This window comes from Curtobacterium sp. MCLR17_034 (genome assembly GCF_003234485.1).
Classification (GTDB): domain Bacteria; phylum Actinomycetota; class Actinomycetes; order Actinomycetales; family Microbacteriaceae; genus Curtobacterium; species Curtobacterium flaccumfaciens.
Genome location: NZ_QKTH01000002.1, coordinates 1 through 15571, shown reverse-complemented (window position 1 = coordinate 15571; position 15571 = coordinate 1). Strand labels below are relative to the sequence as shown.

The window sequence follows — 15571 nt, the reverse complement described above, 5'->3', positions numbered from 1 at the left end:
GCCCCGGGAACGACGAAAGGGACGGCCGAAGCCGTCCCTCCCGATGCGCGGAACAGTCTTACTTGACCGCAGCCTTGAGCTTCGAGCCGGCGCTGACCTTGACCGAGTCGCTCGCGGCGATCTCGATGGCGTCACCCGTCTGCGGGTTGCGGCCGGTGCGGGCGGCGCGGTGCGTCTTCTCGAAGGCGATCCAACCGGGGATCGTGACCTTCGTGCCGTCGGCGACGGACGACGAGACGACGCTGAAGAGCGCGTCGACGACGCCGTTGACGGTGGCCTGGCTCTGGCCGGACTCAGCGGCGACGGCAGCGACGAGCTCGGTGCGGTTCAGTGACTTGTCAGCCATGGATGTCCTCCTCGGACTTCTTGCAGTATCGGTCGGACGCACGTGTCGTCCGGCGCCCGGAGCGGGTGCCCCGTGCCACGGTGCCAGTGGGCCGAGGGCCCGGCGGAACCGGAGTTGAACCTACCAGCCGCCGGGGGTGAAAACCGCCGACTCGCCCGGATTTCCGGGGTTGTCGGGGCTCCGAGGGGGTGCTGGAGGGGCAGATGTGACGAATGACGGCTCGCATGTACCCCGTACACAGCGAACGCCCCGCCACCAGGAGGTGACGGGGCGTCGTGTACTGCGAGTGCTTACCAGGAGCTCTTCGTGATGCCGGGGAGCTCGCCGCGGTGGGCCATGTCACGGAAACGGACACGGCTGATGCCGAACTCACCGAGGTGGCCACGGGGGCGGCCGTCGATGGCGTCGCGGTTGCGGTAGCGGATGGGCGATGCGTCGCGGGGCAGCTTCTGCAGGCCCACGCGGGCGGCCTCACGCGACTCATCGGTGCCGTTCGGGTCCACGAGGGCCTTCTTCAGCTCGAGACGACGCTCGGCGTAGCGCGCGATGATGACGGCACGCTGGTTGTTCTTCGCGATCTTGCTCTTCTTCGCCATGCTTAGCGCTCCTCACGGAAGTCGACGTGCTTGCGGATCACCGGGTCGTACTTCTTGAGCACGAGTCGGTCGGGGTTGTTCCGACGGTTCTTCTTGGTCACGTAGGTGAACCCGGTGCCCGCCGTCGAGCGGAGCTTGATGATCGGACGGATGTCCTGACCCTTTTTCGCCATCAGATCTTCTCCCCACGGGCGAGGAGATCCTTGACGACGGACTCGATGCCACGTGCGTCGATCACCTTGATGCCCTTCGCGCTGAGCGTGAGCGTGACGTTACGACGAAGCGAGGGCACGTAGTACGTCTTCTTCTGCACGTTCGGGTCGAAGCGACGCTTCGTCCGGCGGTGCGAGTGCGAGATGTTGTGACCGAAGCCGGGAACGGCGCCGGTCACCTGGCACACTGCTGCCATGGTTTCCTCCTGAGTACCGTGCGACCGGACGGCCGCACCCAAGTTCACTTGCCTGGTGCACACGCGCACTGCCACCGGGGTGGCCGTGCGAGGGGGTTGTGTGCACCGCCCAGGTCCGCATCCCCTGTCGAAGGAGAGCCGGACACCGCGCGACCGCGGCGTTCGCGACGGTCGGAGGGCTTGGAACAACGGGTCCGCCGCGCGGACGCGGAGAACCAGGGGTCCACGTTACGCGAGGACCGGGCGTGTCGCAAGCCGCGCCTCCAGTCTGGAGGCCCGTGGCGGCCGACCGTCCCGCTCACGTGGCGCCGTTGGTCACCCCCACCGCCCGCGATCGTGAGCAGGAACGGTCGGGTCGGGCACCTCGACCCGACCGTTCCTGCTCACGAAGTGGACGAACCGCCCTCCGCGGCACGACCGCGCGGGAGCCCGACCGGTGCCATGAGCAGGTACCGCTCCCGCCGGATCCAGTACAGGCCCGTCTCCCGCCGCTCCGCCCGGGTGGCGAACCGGTAGTGGAACATCCGTGCGCGGACCCAGCGCGGCGGTTCCCCGTCGAACGGGTCGTCGGCGAGCAGCCGCAGCGTGGGCCGGTCGGCCTCGAGCAGCCGCACGACGAACACCCGGAACCACCGGTCGTCGGCACCGAGGGCCAGGAACCACATCAGCCAGTCGAGCCGCAGGTGGTACGGCGCGAACTGCCCGGGCCGACGCCTCGGGTCGCCCGGCTTGCCGCGGAACTCGTACGGTTGCCAGTCCTCGTCGGACGGGTCCTCGGCCAGGGTTCCCTCGACGATGACCTCGTCGCGCTGCTGCGTCACGCTGCCGAAGGCACCGTAGGCGTTCGCCAGGTGCCACCGGTTGAACGAGGCGTTCATGAGCTGCCGCCGCGACACCAGGTTCTTCGCGGCCGGCCAGGACAACCAGGCGAGCAGCAGCCCGACGGCGACCGTCACCGCGACGAAGGAGACCGGCGTCGCGGTCGGCCCGGCCTCGACGCTGTCGTGCAGCCAGGGCAGCACCGCCGCCACCGACCGGTCGTCGATCGCGGCGAAGGCCAGGACGAGGGTGATCCAGTTCAGCCAGGCGAAGTTGCCGGAGACCACCAACCAGAGCTGGGTGAGCAGGACGAGGGCGGCGGCGGTCGACGCCACGGGCTGCGGCGCGAAGAGGAAGAACGGTACGACCAGCTGCACGAAGTGGCTGCCGAGCGTCTCGAACCGGTGCACGGGGCGGGGCAGCAGGTGGGCCGTCCGCGACACCGGGTTCGGCATCGGCTGCGTCTCGTGGTGGTAGTACAGCGCCGTCAGGTCACGCCAGGAGCGGTCTCCGCGCATCTTGATCATGCCGGCACCGAACTCGAGCCGGAACACCAGCCAGCGCAGCGCGACGAGCACGACGATCGGCGGCGCGACGTCGTCGGAGCCGAGGAACGCGACGGTGAACAGCGCCTCGACCAGCAGGGACTCCCACCCGAAGGCCCAGAAGGTCTGTCCGACGTCGGAGATCGACAGGTATGCCAGCCAGAGCAGCAGGAAGCACAGCATCGGCACCCACCAGGGGGCCCGTTGCGGGACACCGGCGACCAGGGCGAAGGACACCACCGCTCCCCCGCCGGCGAGCAGCCGCAACCGTCGGTCGGTGTAGCGCCACCACCGCCAGACCACCGGCAGTCGGCGGGCGTACGGGCGCTCCATGAACCGGGGCACCGGGAGCAGGCCGTGTTCCCCGACGAGCACCGGGAACTGGGCGAGGGCGGACAGGAAGGCGAGGCAGGCGATCGCCGCGACGCCGCGCTGCAGCACGAACCGGGCGACGTCGTAGTCGGACGCGCCGGCCCACTGCGTCCAGGCTGCGAGGTCCACGGGCGGGACGCTACGCGGGGCGGGCTGCGGTCCGTCTCGGCGTCATGCCCGACGCGTCGCCGACGGCGTGCGTCGCCGACGGCGTGCGTCGCCGACGGCGTGCGTCGCCGACGGCGTGTGTGGCCTACGGCGCCTGCGTCGGCTTGGGCGCGAGCGCCTGCACCATCAGCTCCCCGAGCTGCTGCGGCGCCGTGAACATCGGCCAGTGGCCGGTCTCGAGCCCGACGATGGAGAGTTCCTCGGTCGCGACGAGCTCCGCCGCCCAGGCCTGGTGGTCCGCCACCATCGCCAGCAGCTCTGCGGCGGGGATCTCGCAGGTGATGATCGTCGCCGGGATCGTGTGCCGTGCCGGGTCGGCGTAGTGGAACCGGTCCGACGGCACCGAGGCGGGCTCGGGGATCGCCCGGTGCTCGACGTCCTGCCGGACCTCGGGCGTCATGCCCCGGACGGTGGCGGGTTCCCAGATGTCCCATGACGGCAGCGGTACGACCCCGTCGACCACGGGCAGCTCGTCGTTGACGCACCCGCCCTCGGGCCCCGGGAACGTGTCGACGTAGAGCAGGTGCGCGACGAGCGACGGGCGCTGGTCGGCGGCCATGTACGCGATCGGCCCGGCACCCGAGTGTCCGGCGAGCACGACGGGTTCGTCGGCCGACGCGACGTCGTCCAGGATCGCGACCAACGCGGCGACCTGCTCGTCGAGCGTGTCGCCGTCGCGCGTGACCGCCTGCACCGCGTGCCCGGCCGCGCGGAGCACCGGGGCGACGTCGTCCCACGCGCTCGCGTCGAGCCAGAACCCGGGGACCAGGATGACGTGCATGCGGGGCAGGCTACTCGTCGGTGGCGGCGGTCGCGCGGGGTGCCGTGCAGACGGCGCACTCGCCGAAGATGTCGACGACGTGGCTGGCGTTGGTGAACCCGTTGGCGGCGGCGACGTCCTGCGCCCACTGCTCCACCGGGTCCGCCTCGATCTCGACGGTCCTGCCGCAGTTCCGGCAGATCAGGTGGTGGTGGTGCGCGTCCGTCGTGCACGCCCGGTACAGCGATTCGCCGTCCTGCTGCAGCGAGTCGGCATTACCCTCGGTGGCCAGGTCGGCGAGCGCCCGGTAGACGGTGGCCAGACCGATGGTCGATCCCTCGTCCCGCAGGTGCTGGTGCAGCGCCTGCGCACTGACGAACCCCTCGGTCGAGTCGAGGGCTCCGCGCACCGCTTCGCGCTGCCACGTGTTCCGCTTGGTCTTCTGCACGGCGTTCATGCTGACACCTCTTCCTTCCGACCGGCTGTCGACGTCGTCCCTGCCTGGAGGCCCGGCTCGCCCCAGCCACGCTGGCTCCGGCCGGCGACGCGGTTGCGTCCTCGCTTGTCGCGTCGCGACCCGATGATCCGGCAGACCACCCAGATCGCGAACGAGATCGTCGTCACGTACGGGCTGATCGGCAGGCCACCGCCCAGTGCGAGCAGGATGCCACCGACGACCGACGCCACCGCGAACACCGTCGACAGCACCGGCACGACGACCGGGTGCGAGCTGAGGCGCAGGGCCGCGGCCGCCGGGGTGACGAGCAGGGACAGCACGAGCAACGCACCGACGATCTGCACCGACACGGCGGTGGCCAGCCCGAGCACGAGCATGAACACGATCGCGAGGGTCCGCACCGGGATCCCCGCGGCCGCAGCCACGTCGGGGTCGACCGAGGCGAACATCAGCGGTCGCCAGATGACGAGCAGCGTCGCCACGACGATCGCGGCGACCACGATCAGGAACGTCAGCTGCGGGTTGTCGACCGAGACGATCTGCCCGGTGAGCAACCCGAACTTGTTGGCGGCCCGGCCCTTGTAGAGCGCCAGGCAGAGGATGCCGAGCCCGAGCCCGAATGGCATGAGGACGGCGATGATCGAGTTGCGTTCCCGGGCCCTGGAGCCCAGCAGGCCGATGAGCAGGGCGGCGATGACCGACCCGACGAGCGAGCCGGACACGACGTTCACCCCGAGCAGCAGCGAGGCACTGGCCCCGGCGAACGAGAGCTCCGAGATGCCGTGCACGGCGAACGGCATGTTCCGGGCGACGACGAACGGGCCGATGAGCCCACCGACGATGCCGAGCACCGCGCCGGCCCAGATCGAGTTCTGCACGAGCACGAGGAGCTGGCCGTAGTCCTGGAACGAGAATACGGTCGACAGCACGTCCATCAGATCCGCCCGTCGTCGGGCTGGTCGACGTGCGGGTCGACCTCGCCCGGGTGGTGCTCGTGGGCCTCGTTCGCCCCGACGATGACGATGCGCCCCATGGTGCGGACGACGTCGACGGGCGTGCCGTACAGGTCGCTCAGGACGTCGGCGCGCAGGACTTCGTCCGGGGAACCGATCCGGAACCGACCCCCGGCGATGTAGAGAACCCGGTCGACCACGTCGAGGATCGGGTTCACGTCGTGCGTCACGAAGAGCACGGCGGCCTCGCGCTGTCGGCGCTCACGGTCGATGAGCTCGGTGATCCCGCGCTGGTGCCGCAGGTCGAGCGAGATGAGGGGTTCGTCGCACAGCAGCAGTGCGGGGTCGGCGGCGATGGCCTGCCCGACGCGGGTGCGCTGCTGCTCGCCGCCGGAGAGCTCGGCGACGGGGGCGTCCGCGAAGGCGGTGGCGCCGACCTCGTCGAGGACCCGGTCGATGCGCATCCGGTCGGCCTTCGACGCCCGTCGGATCCCCCACCGGTGCCCGGTCACGCCCTGGGCGATCATGTCCCGCGCGCGCAGGGGCGTCCCCGCCTCCATCAGGCGCTGCTGCGGGATGTAGCCGATCTTCCGGTGGCCGCGGTGCACCGGCTGCCCGAGGAACGACATCGTGCCGCTCGTGAGCCGCTGCTGCCCGAGGACGGTTCGGAGCAGTGAGGTCTTGCCGGCGCCGTTCGGGCCGAGGACCGCGACGAACTCCCCCGGCGCGAGGTCGAGGTCGAGGCCTGCCCAGAGCTTCCGGGCGCCGTAGGACAACCCGGCGTCGCGGAGCGCGAGGACCGGACGACCTGCAGCCCGGTCGTCCACCGTGGTGGTCGCCGGGCTGGGGGTCGCCGCTGCTGCGGTCGAGGTCGTCACTTCTGGAGCGCTGCCTTCACCGCGTCGATGTTCGCCTGCTGCCACGAGACGTAATCCTGCCCCTTGGGGAGCGTCTCCGTGACACCGACGACGGGGATGTCGTTCTGCTCGGCCGCCTTCTGGACCTGCTCGGTCTCGGGGCTGGACGCCTGGTTGTTGTAGGCGAGGAGCTGCACGCGCTTGCCGGTGAACAGCGCGAGGGTGTCGCGGAGGGCCGCCGGCGGGACGTCGTCGCCTTCCTCGATGGCCTCGGAGAAGTCCGGCGGGGTCTCGTTCTCGAGTCCCATCGCGTCGAACAGGTACCCGGGCACCGGCTCCGTGTACGCAACCTTGTCGCCGGAGTCCTGCTTCTTGACGGCGTCGGTCTGGGACTCGAGGTCCTCGAGCTTGGTGGTGAGCGTTGCGGCGTTCTTCTCGAAGGCGTCCTTGCCGCTCTCGTCGAGCGCGCTGAGGTCCTTCGTGACCGCCTCGACCAGCTTCACCATCGTCGGGTAGCTGTAGAAGACGTGCTCGTTGAACTCGGCGCTGCCGCCCTTGTCGAGGCCGGAGAGCTTCACGACGTTGATCGTGTCCGCCTTGGTGTCCGAGGCGTTCGCGAGCGTCGTCATGAAGTCGTCGTACCCGCCACCGTTCTCGATGAGCAGGTCGGCCTTCGACACGGAGAGCTGCGTGCGGGCGCTCGACTCGAACGAGTGCGGGTCCTGCGACGGGTCGCTCAGGATGCTCGTCACGGTGACGGCGTCGCCACCGATGGTCTTGACGATCGAGCCGTAGACGTTGGTGGAGGCGACGACGTTGACCGTGCCGTCACCGCTGGCCTCCCCCGAGGCGGACGAGGTGGCGCACCCGGTCAGGGCGAGCGCGGCGGCGCCGGCGACGAGCGGGAGGGCGAGGAGGCGGTTGTGCATGGCACGACGCTAACGCCTACTGATAACGATTGTCAAAACCGCTATGAGGGCTCTCAGCGCGACCCGGAGACGGACGGGAGGCCCGGTGCCAGCTGGCACCGGGCCTCCCGTCCGTGGAGACGCTCGCGTCTACGGCTTGGTGGCCGCGTCGATCGTGTTCTCGGCGATCGTGTCCTCTTCACGCCCGGGCGTGCGGAGGTTCCACTTCTTGATCACGAAACTGAACAGGAAGTAGTAGACGACCGCGTAGCCGAGGCCGATCGGGATGAGCCAGATCGCCCCGTCCGCCTTGCCGAAGTTCAGCACGTAGTCGATCGCACCGGCCGAGAACGAGAACCCGTCATGGATCCCGAGGGCGTTCACCAGGGCCAGCGAGGTACCGGTGAGCACCGCGTGGATGACGTACAGCGGGAACGCCACGAACATGAACGAGTACTCGAGCGGCTCGGTGATGCCGGTCACGAACGAGGTCAGTGCGGCGGAGAGCATGATGCCGCCGACGAGCTTGCGGTTCTGCGGCTTCGCGTTGCGCCAGATCGCGAGGGCACCGGCGGGCAGCGCGAACATCATGATCGGGAAGAAGCCGGTCATGAACGTGCCGGCCGTCGGGTCGCCAGCGAGGAACCGGTTCACGTCGCCGTGCACGGCGAGGCCGTCCGCGCCGGTGAAGCTGCCGAGCTGGAACCACGGGAAGAAGTTGAGCAGCTGGTGCAGGCCGACGGGGATGAGCATGCGGTTCGCGAACCCGAAGATGCCACCACCGATGACGGCGTTGTCCGCGACGGCCTGACCGGCTGCGGTGAGCGCGATGTCGAAGTAGCGGTACACGAAGGACATCAGGACCGCGATCACGAGACCGGCGGCTGCGGTCATGATCGGCACCAGACGGCGACCCGAGAAGAACCCGAGGAAGTCGGGCATCTTCGTGCGGTGGAACTTCTCCCACAGCACGGCGGAGACGAGACCCATCACGATGCCGCCGAGGACACCGAAGTTGATGGTGGCAGGGTTGCCGGCGGCGTCCTTCACCCCGTCGAGCACGATCGGCGACATGGCGGCGAACACCTGGTACATGACCATGTAGCCGACGACGGCCGCGAGCGCGGTCGTGCCGTCGGACTTCTTGGCCCAGCCGATCGCGATGCCGACCGCGAAGAGCAGCGGAAGCCATGTGAACACGGCCTGTCCGGCGGCCGCGATGATGGTCGCGCCCTGCTCGAAGCCGGGGATCGCACCGAGCATGTCGGACTGGCCGAGGCGGAGCAGGATGCCCGCGGCAGGCATGACCGCGATCGGCAGGAGCAGGCTCCGTCCGAGTCGCTGGGCGTTCGCGAAGAACCTGGACTGCTTCTTCTTCGGCTTCTTCTCCGGCACATCCGTGGCAGTGGTGGCGCTCATCGGAGGTCCTCTCGTCATTGGGTGGAGCTGTCGGGGTGAGTTGAGTCGTGCAGCCAGCGCAGGTAACCTCGGCGGTGTCGCCAGGTCCGGTCCTGTCCGGTCATGACCAGTTCCGTAGTCTGATCCGCGAGCGGTCCGGTGTCAACCTGCGACGCAAACCCTTAACGAGGAGGAAACGATGGCCGACATCAAGGCAGCCGACATCATCGCCGCACTCGGCGGTGCCGAGAACATCGAAGAGGTCGAGGGCTGCATCACGCGCCTCCGCGTCGAGGTCGAGGACGGGGACCTGGTCGACAAGGCCGCCCTGCAGGCCGCCGGGGCCCAGGCCGTCGTCGGTGGTGGCACCGGCTGGCAGGTCATCGTCGGCACGGTCGCCGACAACCTCGCCCAGGACATCCAGGACGAACTGTGACCGTCGTCCGCACCCCGTTCGGCGGCCCGGTCGTCGCCCTCGCCGACGTGCCCGACCCGGTGTTCGCCGGGCAGCTGGTCGGCGCGGGCGTCGCGGTCGATCCCACGGGCGTCGAGGGTGCGATCACCGCGGTGGCCCCGGTCGACGGCATCATCGTCAAGCTGCACCCGCACGCGTTCGCCCTGCAGGGCGCCGCTGGCACCGACGTCCTGGTGCACGTCGGCATCGACACCGTGAAGCTCTCCGGCGAGGGCTTCGAGCTCCTCGCGACCGAGGGCGACACCGTCACCGCCGGTGACCCCGTCGTCCGGTTCACCCCCTCGGTCATCTCAGCAGCCGGCTACTCGCCGATCTGCCCGGTCGTGGTGCTCGGTTCAACGCCGGACAGCGTCGACCAGGGGACGGTCGGCACCACGGTGCTCGACGGCGACACCCTCTTCGAGGTCTAGGGCCACTTCCCCCTTCGAGAGCGACTGTGTACTGCGGAACACCCGCGGCGCACGGTCGCTTTCGCGTTGCTGGCCGGACTACGCGACCGCGGGGGTCGCGGTGACCTCCATCTGCACGCGGTAGCGATCCGATCGGTACCAGCTGCGGGTGTGCTCCACGGGTCGTTCCCCCGCGTACGACACCCGGTCGAACTCGAGGACCGGCGCTCCGGTCTTCGTCCCGAGCAACGTCGCGACGTCGTCGGCCGCCGGGTTCGCCGCGACGGTCTGCTGCGCGCGGTCGATCGGGGTGCCGTACTCCGTGGCAATGATCGAGTACACCGACCCCGACAGGTCGTGGTCGAGCAGACCCGGGAACGCGTCGGCCACGAGCCAGGCGTCGTCGATCGACACCGGGGCACCATCGGCCATCCGCAGGCGCTTCACGTGGAAGGCGGGCACGTCCGGGTCGATCCGCAGGGCTGCGGCGGTGTCGGCCGGCGGTACCCGCTCTTCGCGCACGAGCACCACGGTGGTCGGCTCGTGCCCCATCGCCCGCATCTCCTCGGTGAACGAGGCGAGGTGCAGCGTCGACTGCACGGGCCGGTGCGCGACGAAGGTGCCCTTGCCGCGGACGCGCTCCAGGTAGCCCTCGTTGACCAGCTGCCCGAGTGCTTCACGCACGGTGATCCGCGAGACGCCGTACTCGGCGATGAGCTGACGTTCGGACGGGATCGCAGCGCCGGGAGCCAGTCGCGTGGTGACGAGGTCGAGCAGGATGCGCCGCAGCTGCTGGTGCTTCGGTTCGGCACCCTCGGTGATGCGGCTCGTCATGCGTCCCTCGTGCTCCGTTGCTGGTCCTGGGCGGTGGTCATGCGCGGACATGACCAGTTCCCATCACAGTAGCGAGTCAGGCCGGGAAGACCAACGTCGGGCGTCTCGGACTCGGTGATACATGCATTCCACATTCTTGACATCAGTGCTGCGCCGCTGCCACGATCGGTCGAGCCTCATCGGGGGGCACATGGGAGGAAACAGTCATGCACAAGTCCAGAACGAAGATGCTCGTCGGCCTCAGTCTCACCGTCGGCCTGATCACGGGCACTGCGACGGCGGCATCAGCTGCGCAGTTCGAGGTCATGGGATCAGGGTCGGAAGCCGGCGGAGTGACCGTCGCTGCTTCCGGTGCAAGTGCGAGCGGTGAGACCAGCGGCATCGGCACCAACAACGACGGCGGGGGTGGGAGCTTCTGGCAATGGGGCGTCGGCAAGGACGACACCTGGTCGAACTACTTCCGCGAGAAGCGGTGCCACGGCGCGACTGCGGTCGGCAAGAAGTCGAAGCGCGTCACGAACGTGCCAGGCGGCCGGTACGCGATGGCGATGACACCGAAGGCGCGCAGCGGCAACAAGGCGTACTACCACAACTGCTGAGACCGGGAGCGGGCGGTGCGAGCGACCGTCCGCTCCGGCTCACGCTCGCCGCAAGGGGGACCATGAACATCCGATCGGTGGCGCTCGCCTACCTCGTCCCGCCGCTCCTGGCTGCCGTCCTGGGTTTCGTCGGCCTGGTGCAGGTCAGCGAAGCCGGCATCGTGGGCGCCTCGTCCGTGGTGACCGCTACCGCCGGTGCTGAGACCGGATCGAACCAGCGGGTCGCGATCGCACTGGAGCAGGTCGCCGAGGCCGAGCACGCGACGATCGCGCGGGTGGTGGCGGACCGCGCAGCTCCGACGACGCGCCGCGTCGCGCTCGTCACCGACGCGCCCTCGAGCCGCGGTGCCGGCTGGCTCCTCGACGGGTACGAGGACTTCACGAGGTCGATGGTCACCACCGTCCGTCCGATGTCGGAACTCGACCAGTTCGACCCGACCGGCTCGTACTCGGTCTTCGGGGACGACGAGGCTCGGCGAGCCGTCGTGGGCGCACTGGCAGACGCCGGGTACGAGGTCAGCGTGGAGCGCGTGCCGCTCCTGCAACGCATCGGCGTCACCGACGGCTTGGATCAGACCCTGGCCCTGGTCGGAGCACTCGTCTCGGGATGCGTGGCGCTCTGCCTGATGACGACCGTCGGGGCCCCTCGCCGCAGCGCAGTCCGCCGACTGCACGGAGACACCACAACCGCCATCGTCATCCAGGAGCTGGCTGAGCTCCGGACCGCCGTGCTCGTCACCGCCATCGGAGCACCCGTCGCCGCCATCGGGCTCTGGTTCTACAACGGGCTCGCTTCGGCAGCGACCCTCGCCGCCGCGATCTCGGTGTTCTGCGTGGGGCTGCTCGTACCGGTCGTCGTCGCGCACACGATCGGCACGGTGGTCGCGTGCCGGCAGCCGTTGGCCGGCGCACTGCGGGGCGCTCGACCAGCGGGCGCGCTCCTGCTCGTCGCACAGATCGCACGGGTGCCCGCGCTGCTGTTGCTCGTCGCGGCCGTCTTCGAACTGACCGGGGCGGTGACCACCGCGCGACAGGGAACGGCAGAACGGGATCTTCGGGCGGCCGGCGAAATCGTCCAGCTCTGGGTCACCCCTGATCCCCGCCCGGTCGAGGAGCAGGCCTACTGGGACCGCATCGGCGATTTCGCCGGTGGGGCGCTCGAGCGGCATGATGCGTTCCTCTCCGCCGCGGTCGAGGTGTCGAGTGGCCGAGGAAAATCGACGGTTCCTGCGCTCGTCGTCGACCAGGGCTACCTCGACCTGCAGGACGTCCGTTCCGCGGACGGGGCCCGCATCACCACCGACGGCGCGGGGATCGCCGTGTGGATGCCTGCCGACAGTGAGCTCTCCCGCGATCGGCTCGTCGAGGGTCTGACCGACTGGCAGTTGCGGGGTGCACCCGACGCCCTCCTCGAGCACGTCACCGGCGGCACGCTGGCCCGCCAGCAGGTCTACTCGTACCCGGACGACACGTCGTCGCGCGCGTGGCTCGACGACGCCGTGATCGTGGTCGTCTCCACGCCGGTCGACGTCTTCTCGGCCGATGAACTCGGATCGTGGTTGTCGACCGGAGACGTCGTCTTCACGTCCCGTGCTGCCGCTGAGCGGTCGATCGGCGCGTCGGGCCTCCGCGACGAGTTCAGCGCGGTCGTCGCGGTGGGTCAGTCTGCGGCGGAACAGGCACGGCACGCAGCGACGACCGTGGCGATCGGGACGGGCACCCTGGTCAGCACCCTCGCCGTCAGCGTCATGCTCGGGATGGTCGCCACGATCGCGCACCGACGCCGTCACGGCCGTGCGCTGTTCGCGAAGTTCACCAGTGGCGTCTCGCCCGTCCGCACCGATGCTGGCCTGCTGACGATCGAAGCCGGTCTGGTCTCGATCGCCGTCATCGCCGTCGTCAACACCTGGTGGTCGCAACGCCCGGACGGAAGCGGGCTCAGATCGGCACTCGACCCGGTCGCGCAGTCGGCCGGAGTCGCCGGGGCGCTCGCGCTCGTGACGCTCGCGGCGGTGAGCGCCACCAGCCTCGTCGTCATGGCCGTCACGGCACGGAGCACTGCACGCAACCGAGGGAACGGATCACGATGATCGAGGTACGGAACGCATCGAAGCGTCGCGGAGGCCGTGCACTGTGGCACGACTTGACGTTCGAGGTGGCAGGCGGAGAGATCGTCGGCTTGGTCGGGCCGAGCGGCTGCGGGAAGTCGACGCTGCTCGACTGTGTCGGGCACGTCGATGCGCTCGACGGCGGCACGATCCGGATCAACGGAGAGTCGGCGGGCTCGAACGGGCGGCGGGCACGACTGATCCGGCGGCGCCACCTCGGGTACCTGTTCCAGGACTTCGGGTTGGTACCCGACATGACGGTCCAGTCGAACGTCGACGTGGTTCGCCTGCCGGACGGACGGCGGAGACACCAAGGCATCCGGACGGGCGAGGCCCTCGACCGTGTCGGTCTGGCTGGACGCGGAACGGACCGCGTCCACGAACTCAGCGGCGGCGAGCAGCAACGGGTCGCGATGGCGCGGCTCCTGGTGAAGCGTCCGTCGGTCATCCTCGCCGATGAACCGACGAGTGCCCTCGACGACGACAACGCGGCGATGGTGCTCGACCTGCTGGGCGAGCTGGCGGCTGGCGGAGCGGCCGTCCTGATCGCGACACACTCGTCATCGGTCGAAGCGCGCGCCGCACGGAGCATCACGCTCAGCGGACCCGCTGGCTGACGGGTCAGGCGTTGGCGACGAGCCAGGCGAACTGCTCGTCGGAGAGCAGCCGATCGGTCCAGACCTGCCCCTCGACGCCGGCGGCCGCACGGTTCTGCGCTGAGGGAGCCCCCTGCCACACCAGCGACAGCCCCGCACGACGCAGCACGGCTGCAGAAGCAGGGTTGTTCGTGAGCACCCGGCCGGTCACCGGGACGTCCGGAGCGGTGTCGGCGGCGGCACGCACGGCAGCGAGGGCGATCTCGGACGCGAAGCCCTGCCCCCATGCCGCGGGCGCCAGACGGTAGCCGAGGTTCCAGACCCCACCGGCGGTCATGTCGACCCCGCCCACACCGACGAAGGCGTGGTCGGAGGCGCTCCGGACCGCCCAGGACCCGAGGCCGTGGCGTGCACGACCGCCGATCTTGCGCTGCACCATGTCCACGCTCGAGCTCCGCGCCACGTGCCGACCCGTGGGCAGGTGCTGCCACGTGCGGGCGTCCGAGAAGAGCGCGTGCACGTCGTCGATGTCGGCCGGGGTCAGCGGGGTGAGCAGGAGGCGATCCGTTCGGATCTCCTGCGAGGGGGTCAGGAGCTGGTGGACCATGCACCGATCATGCCGCCGACCCCCGACATCCGTGTGAACACCACGCGACGTTTGCGGAAGCCCGCAGATGGTGAGCAGGAATGGTCGAGTGGCTCGAAGCAACCCGACCATTTCTGCTCACGAAGCGGAACGACCGGCGCTCAGTCGAGCAGGAGCGCGGGCTCCTCGAGCACCGAGGCGACGTCGTGCACGAAGCGGGACGCCACGTCACCGTCGACGACGCGGTGGTCGAACGACGCACCGATGGTGGTCACCATGCGCGAGCGGACCTCGCCGTCGACGACCCACGGCTTCGGCTTGATCGTGCCCATGGCGACGATCGCGACCTCTCCCGGGTTGAGGATCGGGGTCCCGGTGTCCATGCCGAACACACCGATGTTCGTGATCGACACCGTGCCGTTCGCCATCTGCTTCGGCGTGGTCTTGCCGTCGCGGGCGGTCAGGGTGAGCTCCTCGAGCGCCTGTGCCAGCTCGAGCAGCGACATGTCCTGCGCGTCCTTGATGTTCGGCACGATGAGCCCGCGCGGGGTCGCCGCGGCGATGCCGAGGTTCACGAAGTGGTGGACGATGATCTCGCGGTCGGTCCAGGTCGAGTTCACCGAACGGTTCCGGCGGACGGCCCAGATGACGGCCTTTGCGACGATGAGCAGCGGTGAGACCTTGACGCCGGCGAACGTCGGCGAGGCCTTGAGCCGCTTGACGAACTCCATCGTGTGGGTCGCGTCGACGTCGACGAACAGCGACACGTGCGGTGCCGTGAACGCGGACGTGGTCATCGCGGTCGCGATGGCCTTGCGGACGCCCTTGACCGGGATCGTCTCGCTGCGGACCTCGCCCCACTCGGGCGTCTCGATGTTCCGGAAGACGCTCGCCTGCTTCGCGTGCCGGATGACGTCGTCGCGGGTGACCTCGCCGGCCAGACCGGTCGCGACGATCTCGGTCAGTTCGACGCCGAGGTCCTTCGCGAGCTTCCGGATCGGCGGCTTCGCCAGCACGTTGGTCGCGGTGCTCTGCTTGTGCGCGGAGCCCGTGCCGAGCGCGCTGATCGCCTCGGCGGTGCTCTCCTCGCCCGGGTCGACGGAGGCTTCGGCAGCCGCGGCGGTGTCCACACTGGAGGCGCGGCTCGCCTCCGCCGCGAGCGCTGCCGCCCGGCGGGCGCCCGGCTTGCGACGGGAGGGCGACGAGGTCGCCGAGCCGTAGCCGACGAGGACGGCACCGGAGGACTCGTCCGTGCCCTGGACGGTGGCGTCGACCGCGACCGGCTGGACCGGCGCCGCCGGTGCGGGGGCAGCAGCGGGGGCCGGCGCCGCTGCGACCGGAGCGGGGGCAGCAGCGCGCGCCGGAGCGGGCGGGGTCTGCGCGACCGGGGCCGACG

The 15571-nt window shown here is 69.8% G+C and carries 19 protein-coding genes; 5 read left to right on the top strand and 14 right to left on the bottom strand.

Annotated features, from left to right (window positions below; genetic code table 11):
* Positions 1-58: 58 nt before the first annotated feature.
* The 11 genes from DEI98_RS02615 to DEI98_RS02565 all read right to left on the bottom strand — a co-directional run bounded on the left by DEI98_RS02615 (position 59) and on the right by DEI98_RS02565 (position 8609).
* Positions 59-346 carry an HU family DNA-binding protein gene (locus DEI98_RS02615; RefSeq protein WP_017886454.1) on the bottom strand — a complete coding sequence of 96 codons (288 nt, stop codon included), beginning with the start codon at positions 344-346 and terminating at the stop codon, positions 59-61.
* A gap of 290 nt (positions 347-636) precedes the next feature.
* On the bottom strand, positions 637-942 hold the full coding sequence (gene rpsN, locus DEI98_RS02610; RefSeq protein WP_017886455.1) for a 30S ribosomal protein S14: 306 nt from the start codon (positions 940-942) through the stop codon (positions 637-639).
* A 2-nt stretch (positions 943-944) separates the two neighbouring features.
* The gene (rpmG, locus tag DEI98_RS02605; protein WP_017886456.1) at positions 945-1115 is read right to left on the bottom strand and encodes a 50S ribosomal protein L33; all 171 of its coding nucleotides are present in this window, start codon (positions 1113-1115) and stop codon (positions 945-947) included.
* Positions 1115-1351 carry a 50S ribosomal protein L28 gene (gene rpmB, locus DEI98_RS02600; protein WP_027464952.1) on the bottom strand — a complete coding sequence of 79 codons (237 nt, stop codon included), beginning with the start codon at positions 1349-1351 and terminating at the stop codon, positions 1115-1117. The genes rpmG and rpmB overlap by 1 nt, the downstream gene beginning before the upstream one ends.
* Positions 1352-1734: 383 nt before the next feature.
* On the bottom strand, positions 1735-3216 hold the full coding sequence (locus tag DEI98_RS02595) for a lipase maturation factor family protein (RefSeq protein WP_111099814.1): 1482 nt from the start codon (positions 3214-3216) through the stop codon (positions 1735-1737).
* A 124-nt stretch (positions 3217-3340) separates the two neighbouring features.
* Positions 3341-4036: an alpha/beta fold hydrolase gene (locus tag DEI98_RS02590; RefSeq protein WP_111099813.1), complete on the bottom strand. Its 696-nt coding sequence runs from the start codon at positions 4034-4036 to the stop codon at positions 3341-3343.
* A 10-nt stretch (positions 4037-4046) separates the two neighbouring features.
* Positions 4047-4472 (bottom strand): Fur family transcriptional regulator, encoded by a 426-nt coding sequence (locus DEI98_RS02585; protein ID WP_111099812.1) that lies wholly within the window; start codon positions 4470-4472, stop codon positions 4047-4049.
* On the bottom strand, positions 4469-5407 hold the full coding sequence (locus tag DEI98_RS02580) for a metal ABC transporter permease (RefSeq protein ID WP_111099811.1): 939 nt from the start codon (positions 5405-5407) through the stop codon (positions 4469-4471). The genes DEI98_RS02585 and DEI98_RS02580 overlap by 4 nt, the downstream gene beginning before the upstream one ends.
* Positions 5407-6252 (bottom strand): metal ABC transporter ATP-binding protein, encoded by an 846-nt coding sequence (locus DEI98_RS02575; protein ID WP_111100054.1) that lies wholly within the window; start codon positions 6250-6252, stop codon positions 5407-5409. Before DEI98_RS02575 ends, DEI98_RS02580 begins: the two co-directional genes overlap by 1 nt.
* Before the next feature lie 47 nt (positions 6253-6299).
* On the bottom strand, positions 6300-7211 hold the full coding sequence (locus tag DEI98_RS02570) for a metal ABC transporter solute-binding protein, Zn/Mn family (protein ID WP_111039737.1): 912 nt from the start codon (positions 7209-7211) through the stop codon (positions 6300-6302).
* A 129-nt stretch (positions 7212-7340) separates the two neighbouring features.
* Positions 7341-8609: a PTS transporter subunit EIIC gene (locus DEI98_RS02565; protein WP_110858671.1), complete on the bottom strand. Its 1269-nt coding sequence runs from the start codon at positions 8607-8609 to the stop codon at positions 7341-7343.
* Between the two features lie 178 nt (positions 8610-8787).
* Between DEI98_RS02565 and DEI98_RS02560 the strand changes: the two genes are divergently transcribed.
* Together DEI98_RS02560 and DEI98_RS02555 are read left to right on the top strand one after the other, a co-directional pair.
* A complete protein-coding gene (locus DEI98_RS02560) occupies positions 8788-9024 on the top strand; it encodes a PTS transporter subunit EIIB (RefSeq protein WP_017886464.1) in 237 nt (78 codons plus the stop codon).
* Entirely contained in the window at positions 9021-9473 is a 453-nt protein-coding gene (locus DEI98_RS02555; protein ID WP_111099810.1) for a glucose PTS transporter subunit IIA, read from the top strand. Before DEI98_RS02560 ends, DEI98_RS02555 begins: the two co-directional genes overlap by 4 nt.
* A 78-nt stretch (positions 9474-9551) precedes the next feature.
* Here DEI98_RS02555 and DEI98_RS02550 read toward each other — a convergent pair whose 3' ends face one another.
* On the bottom strand, positions 9552-10286 hold the full coding sequence (locus DEI98_RS02550) for a GntR family transcriptional regulator (RefSeq protein WP_017886466.1): 735 nt from the start codon (positions 10284-10286) through the stop codon (positions 9552-9554).
* Between the two features lie 206 nt (positions 10287-10492).
* On the opposite strand from DEI98_RS02550, the gene DEI98_RS02545 reads away from it, so the two are divergent.
* From DEI98_RS02545 to DEI98_RS02535, 3 genes are all read left to right on the top strand, one after another.
* Complete coding sequence (locus DEI98_RS02545) at positions 10493-10885, top strand: lactococcin 972 family bacteriocin (protein WP_111099809.1); 393 nt, start codon at positions 10493-10495, stop codon at positions 10883-10885.
* Positions 10886-10947: 62 nt separating this feature from the next.
* A complete protein-coding gene (locus DEI98_RS02540) occupies positions 10948-12975 on the top strand; it encodes a hypothetical protein (RefSeq protein ID WP_111099808.1) in 2028 nt (675 codons plus the stop codon).
* 53 nt (positions 12976-13028) lie between these two features.
* Positions 13029-13610: an ABC transporter ATP-binding protein gene (locus DEI98_RS02535; RefSeq protein WP_220037054.1), complete on the top strand. Its 582-nt coding sequence runs from the start codon at positions 13029-13031 to the stop codon at positions 13608-13610.
* A 4-nt stretch (positions 13611-13614) separates the two neighbouring features.
* On the opposite strand, the gene DEI98_RS02530 is transcribed toward DEI98_RS02535, so the two are convergent.
* Together DEI98_RS02530 and DEI98_RS02525 are read right to left on the bottom strand one after the other, a co-directional pair.
* Positions 13615-14196, bottom strand: coding sequence for a GNAT family N-acetyltransferase (locus DEI98_RS02530; protein ID WP_181437900.1), 582 nt, complete (start codon positions 14194-14196; stop codon positions 13615-13617).
* A 140-nt stretch (positions 14197-14336) separates the two neighbouring features.
* The coding region (locus DEI98_RS02525) for a dihydrolipoamide acetyltransferase family protein (protein WP_258370718.1) at positions 14337-15571 on the bottom strand (1235 nt) is incomplete at its 5' end.

Excerpts from the sequence above, each read along its gene's own strand:
- DEI98_RS02615 (WP_017886454.1), bottom strand. The coding sequence starts at position 346 with ATGGCTGACAAGTCACTGAACCGCACCGAGCTCGTCGCTGCCGTCGCC.
- rpsN (WP_017886455.1), bottom strand. The coding sequence starts at position 942 with ATGGCGAAGAAGAGCAAGATCGCGAAGAACAACCAGCGTGCCGTCATC.
- rpmG (WP_017886456.1), bottom strand. The coding sequence starts at position 1,115 with ATGGCGAAAAAGGGTCAGGACATCCGTCCGATCATCAAGCTCCGCTCG.
- rpmB (WP_027464952.1), bottom strand. The coding sequence starts at position 1,351 with ATGGCAGCAGTGTGCCAGGTGACCGGCGCCGTTCCCGGCTTCGGTCAC.
- DEI98_RS02590 (WP_111099813.1), bottom strand. The coding sequence starts at position 4,036 with ATGCACGTCATCCTGGTCCCCGGGTTCTGGCTCGACGCGAGCGCGTGG.
- DEI98_RS02585 (WP_111099812.1), bottom strand. The coding sequence starts at position 4,472 with ATGAACGCCGTGCAGAAGACCAAGCGGAACACGTGGCAGCGCGAAGCG.
- DEI98_RS02580 (WP_111099811.1), bottom strand. The coding sequence starts at position 5,407 with ATGGACGTGCTGTCGACCGTATTCTCGTTCCAGGACTACGGCCAGCTC.
- DEI98_RS02570 (WP_111039737.1), bottom strand. The coding sequence starts at position 7,211 with ATGCACAACCGCCTCCTCGCCCTCCCGCTCGTCGCCGGCGCCGCCGCG.
- DEI98_RS02565 (WP_110858671.1), bottom strand. The coding sequence starts at position 8,609 with ATGAGCGCCACCACTGCCACGGATGTGCCGGAGAAGAAGCCGAAGAAG.
- DEI98_RS02560 (WP_017886464.1), top strand. The coding sequence starts at position 8,788 with ATGGCCGACATCAAGGCAGCCGACATCATCGCCGCACTCGGCGGTGCC.
- DEI98_RS02550 (WP_017886466.1), bottom strand. The coding sequence starts at position 10,286 with ATGACGAGCCGCATCACCGAGGGTGCCGAACCGAAGCACCAGCAGCTG.
- DEI98_RS02545 (WP_111099809.1), top strand. The coding sequence starts at position 10,493 with ATGCACAAGTCCAGAACGAAGATGCTCGTCGGCCTCAGTCTCACCGTC.
- DEI98_RS02540 (WP_111099808.1), top strand. The coding sequence starts at position 10,948 with ATGAACATCCGATCGGTGGCGCTCGCCTACCTCGTCCCGCCGCTCCTG.
- DEI98_RS02530 (WP_181437900.1), bottom strand. The coding sequence starts at position 14,196 with ATGGTCCACCAGCTCCTGACCCCCTCGCAGGAGATCCGAACGGATCGC.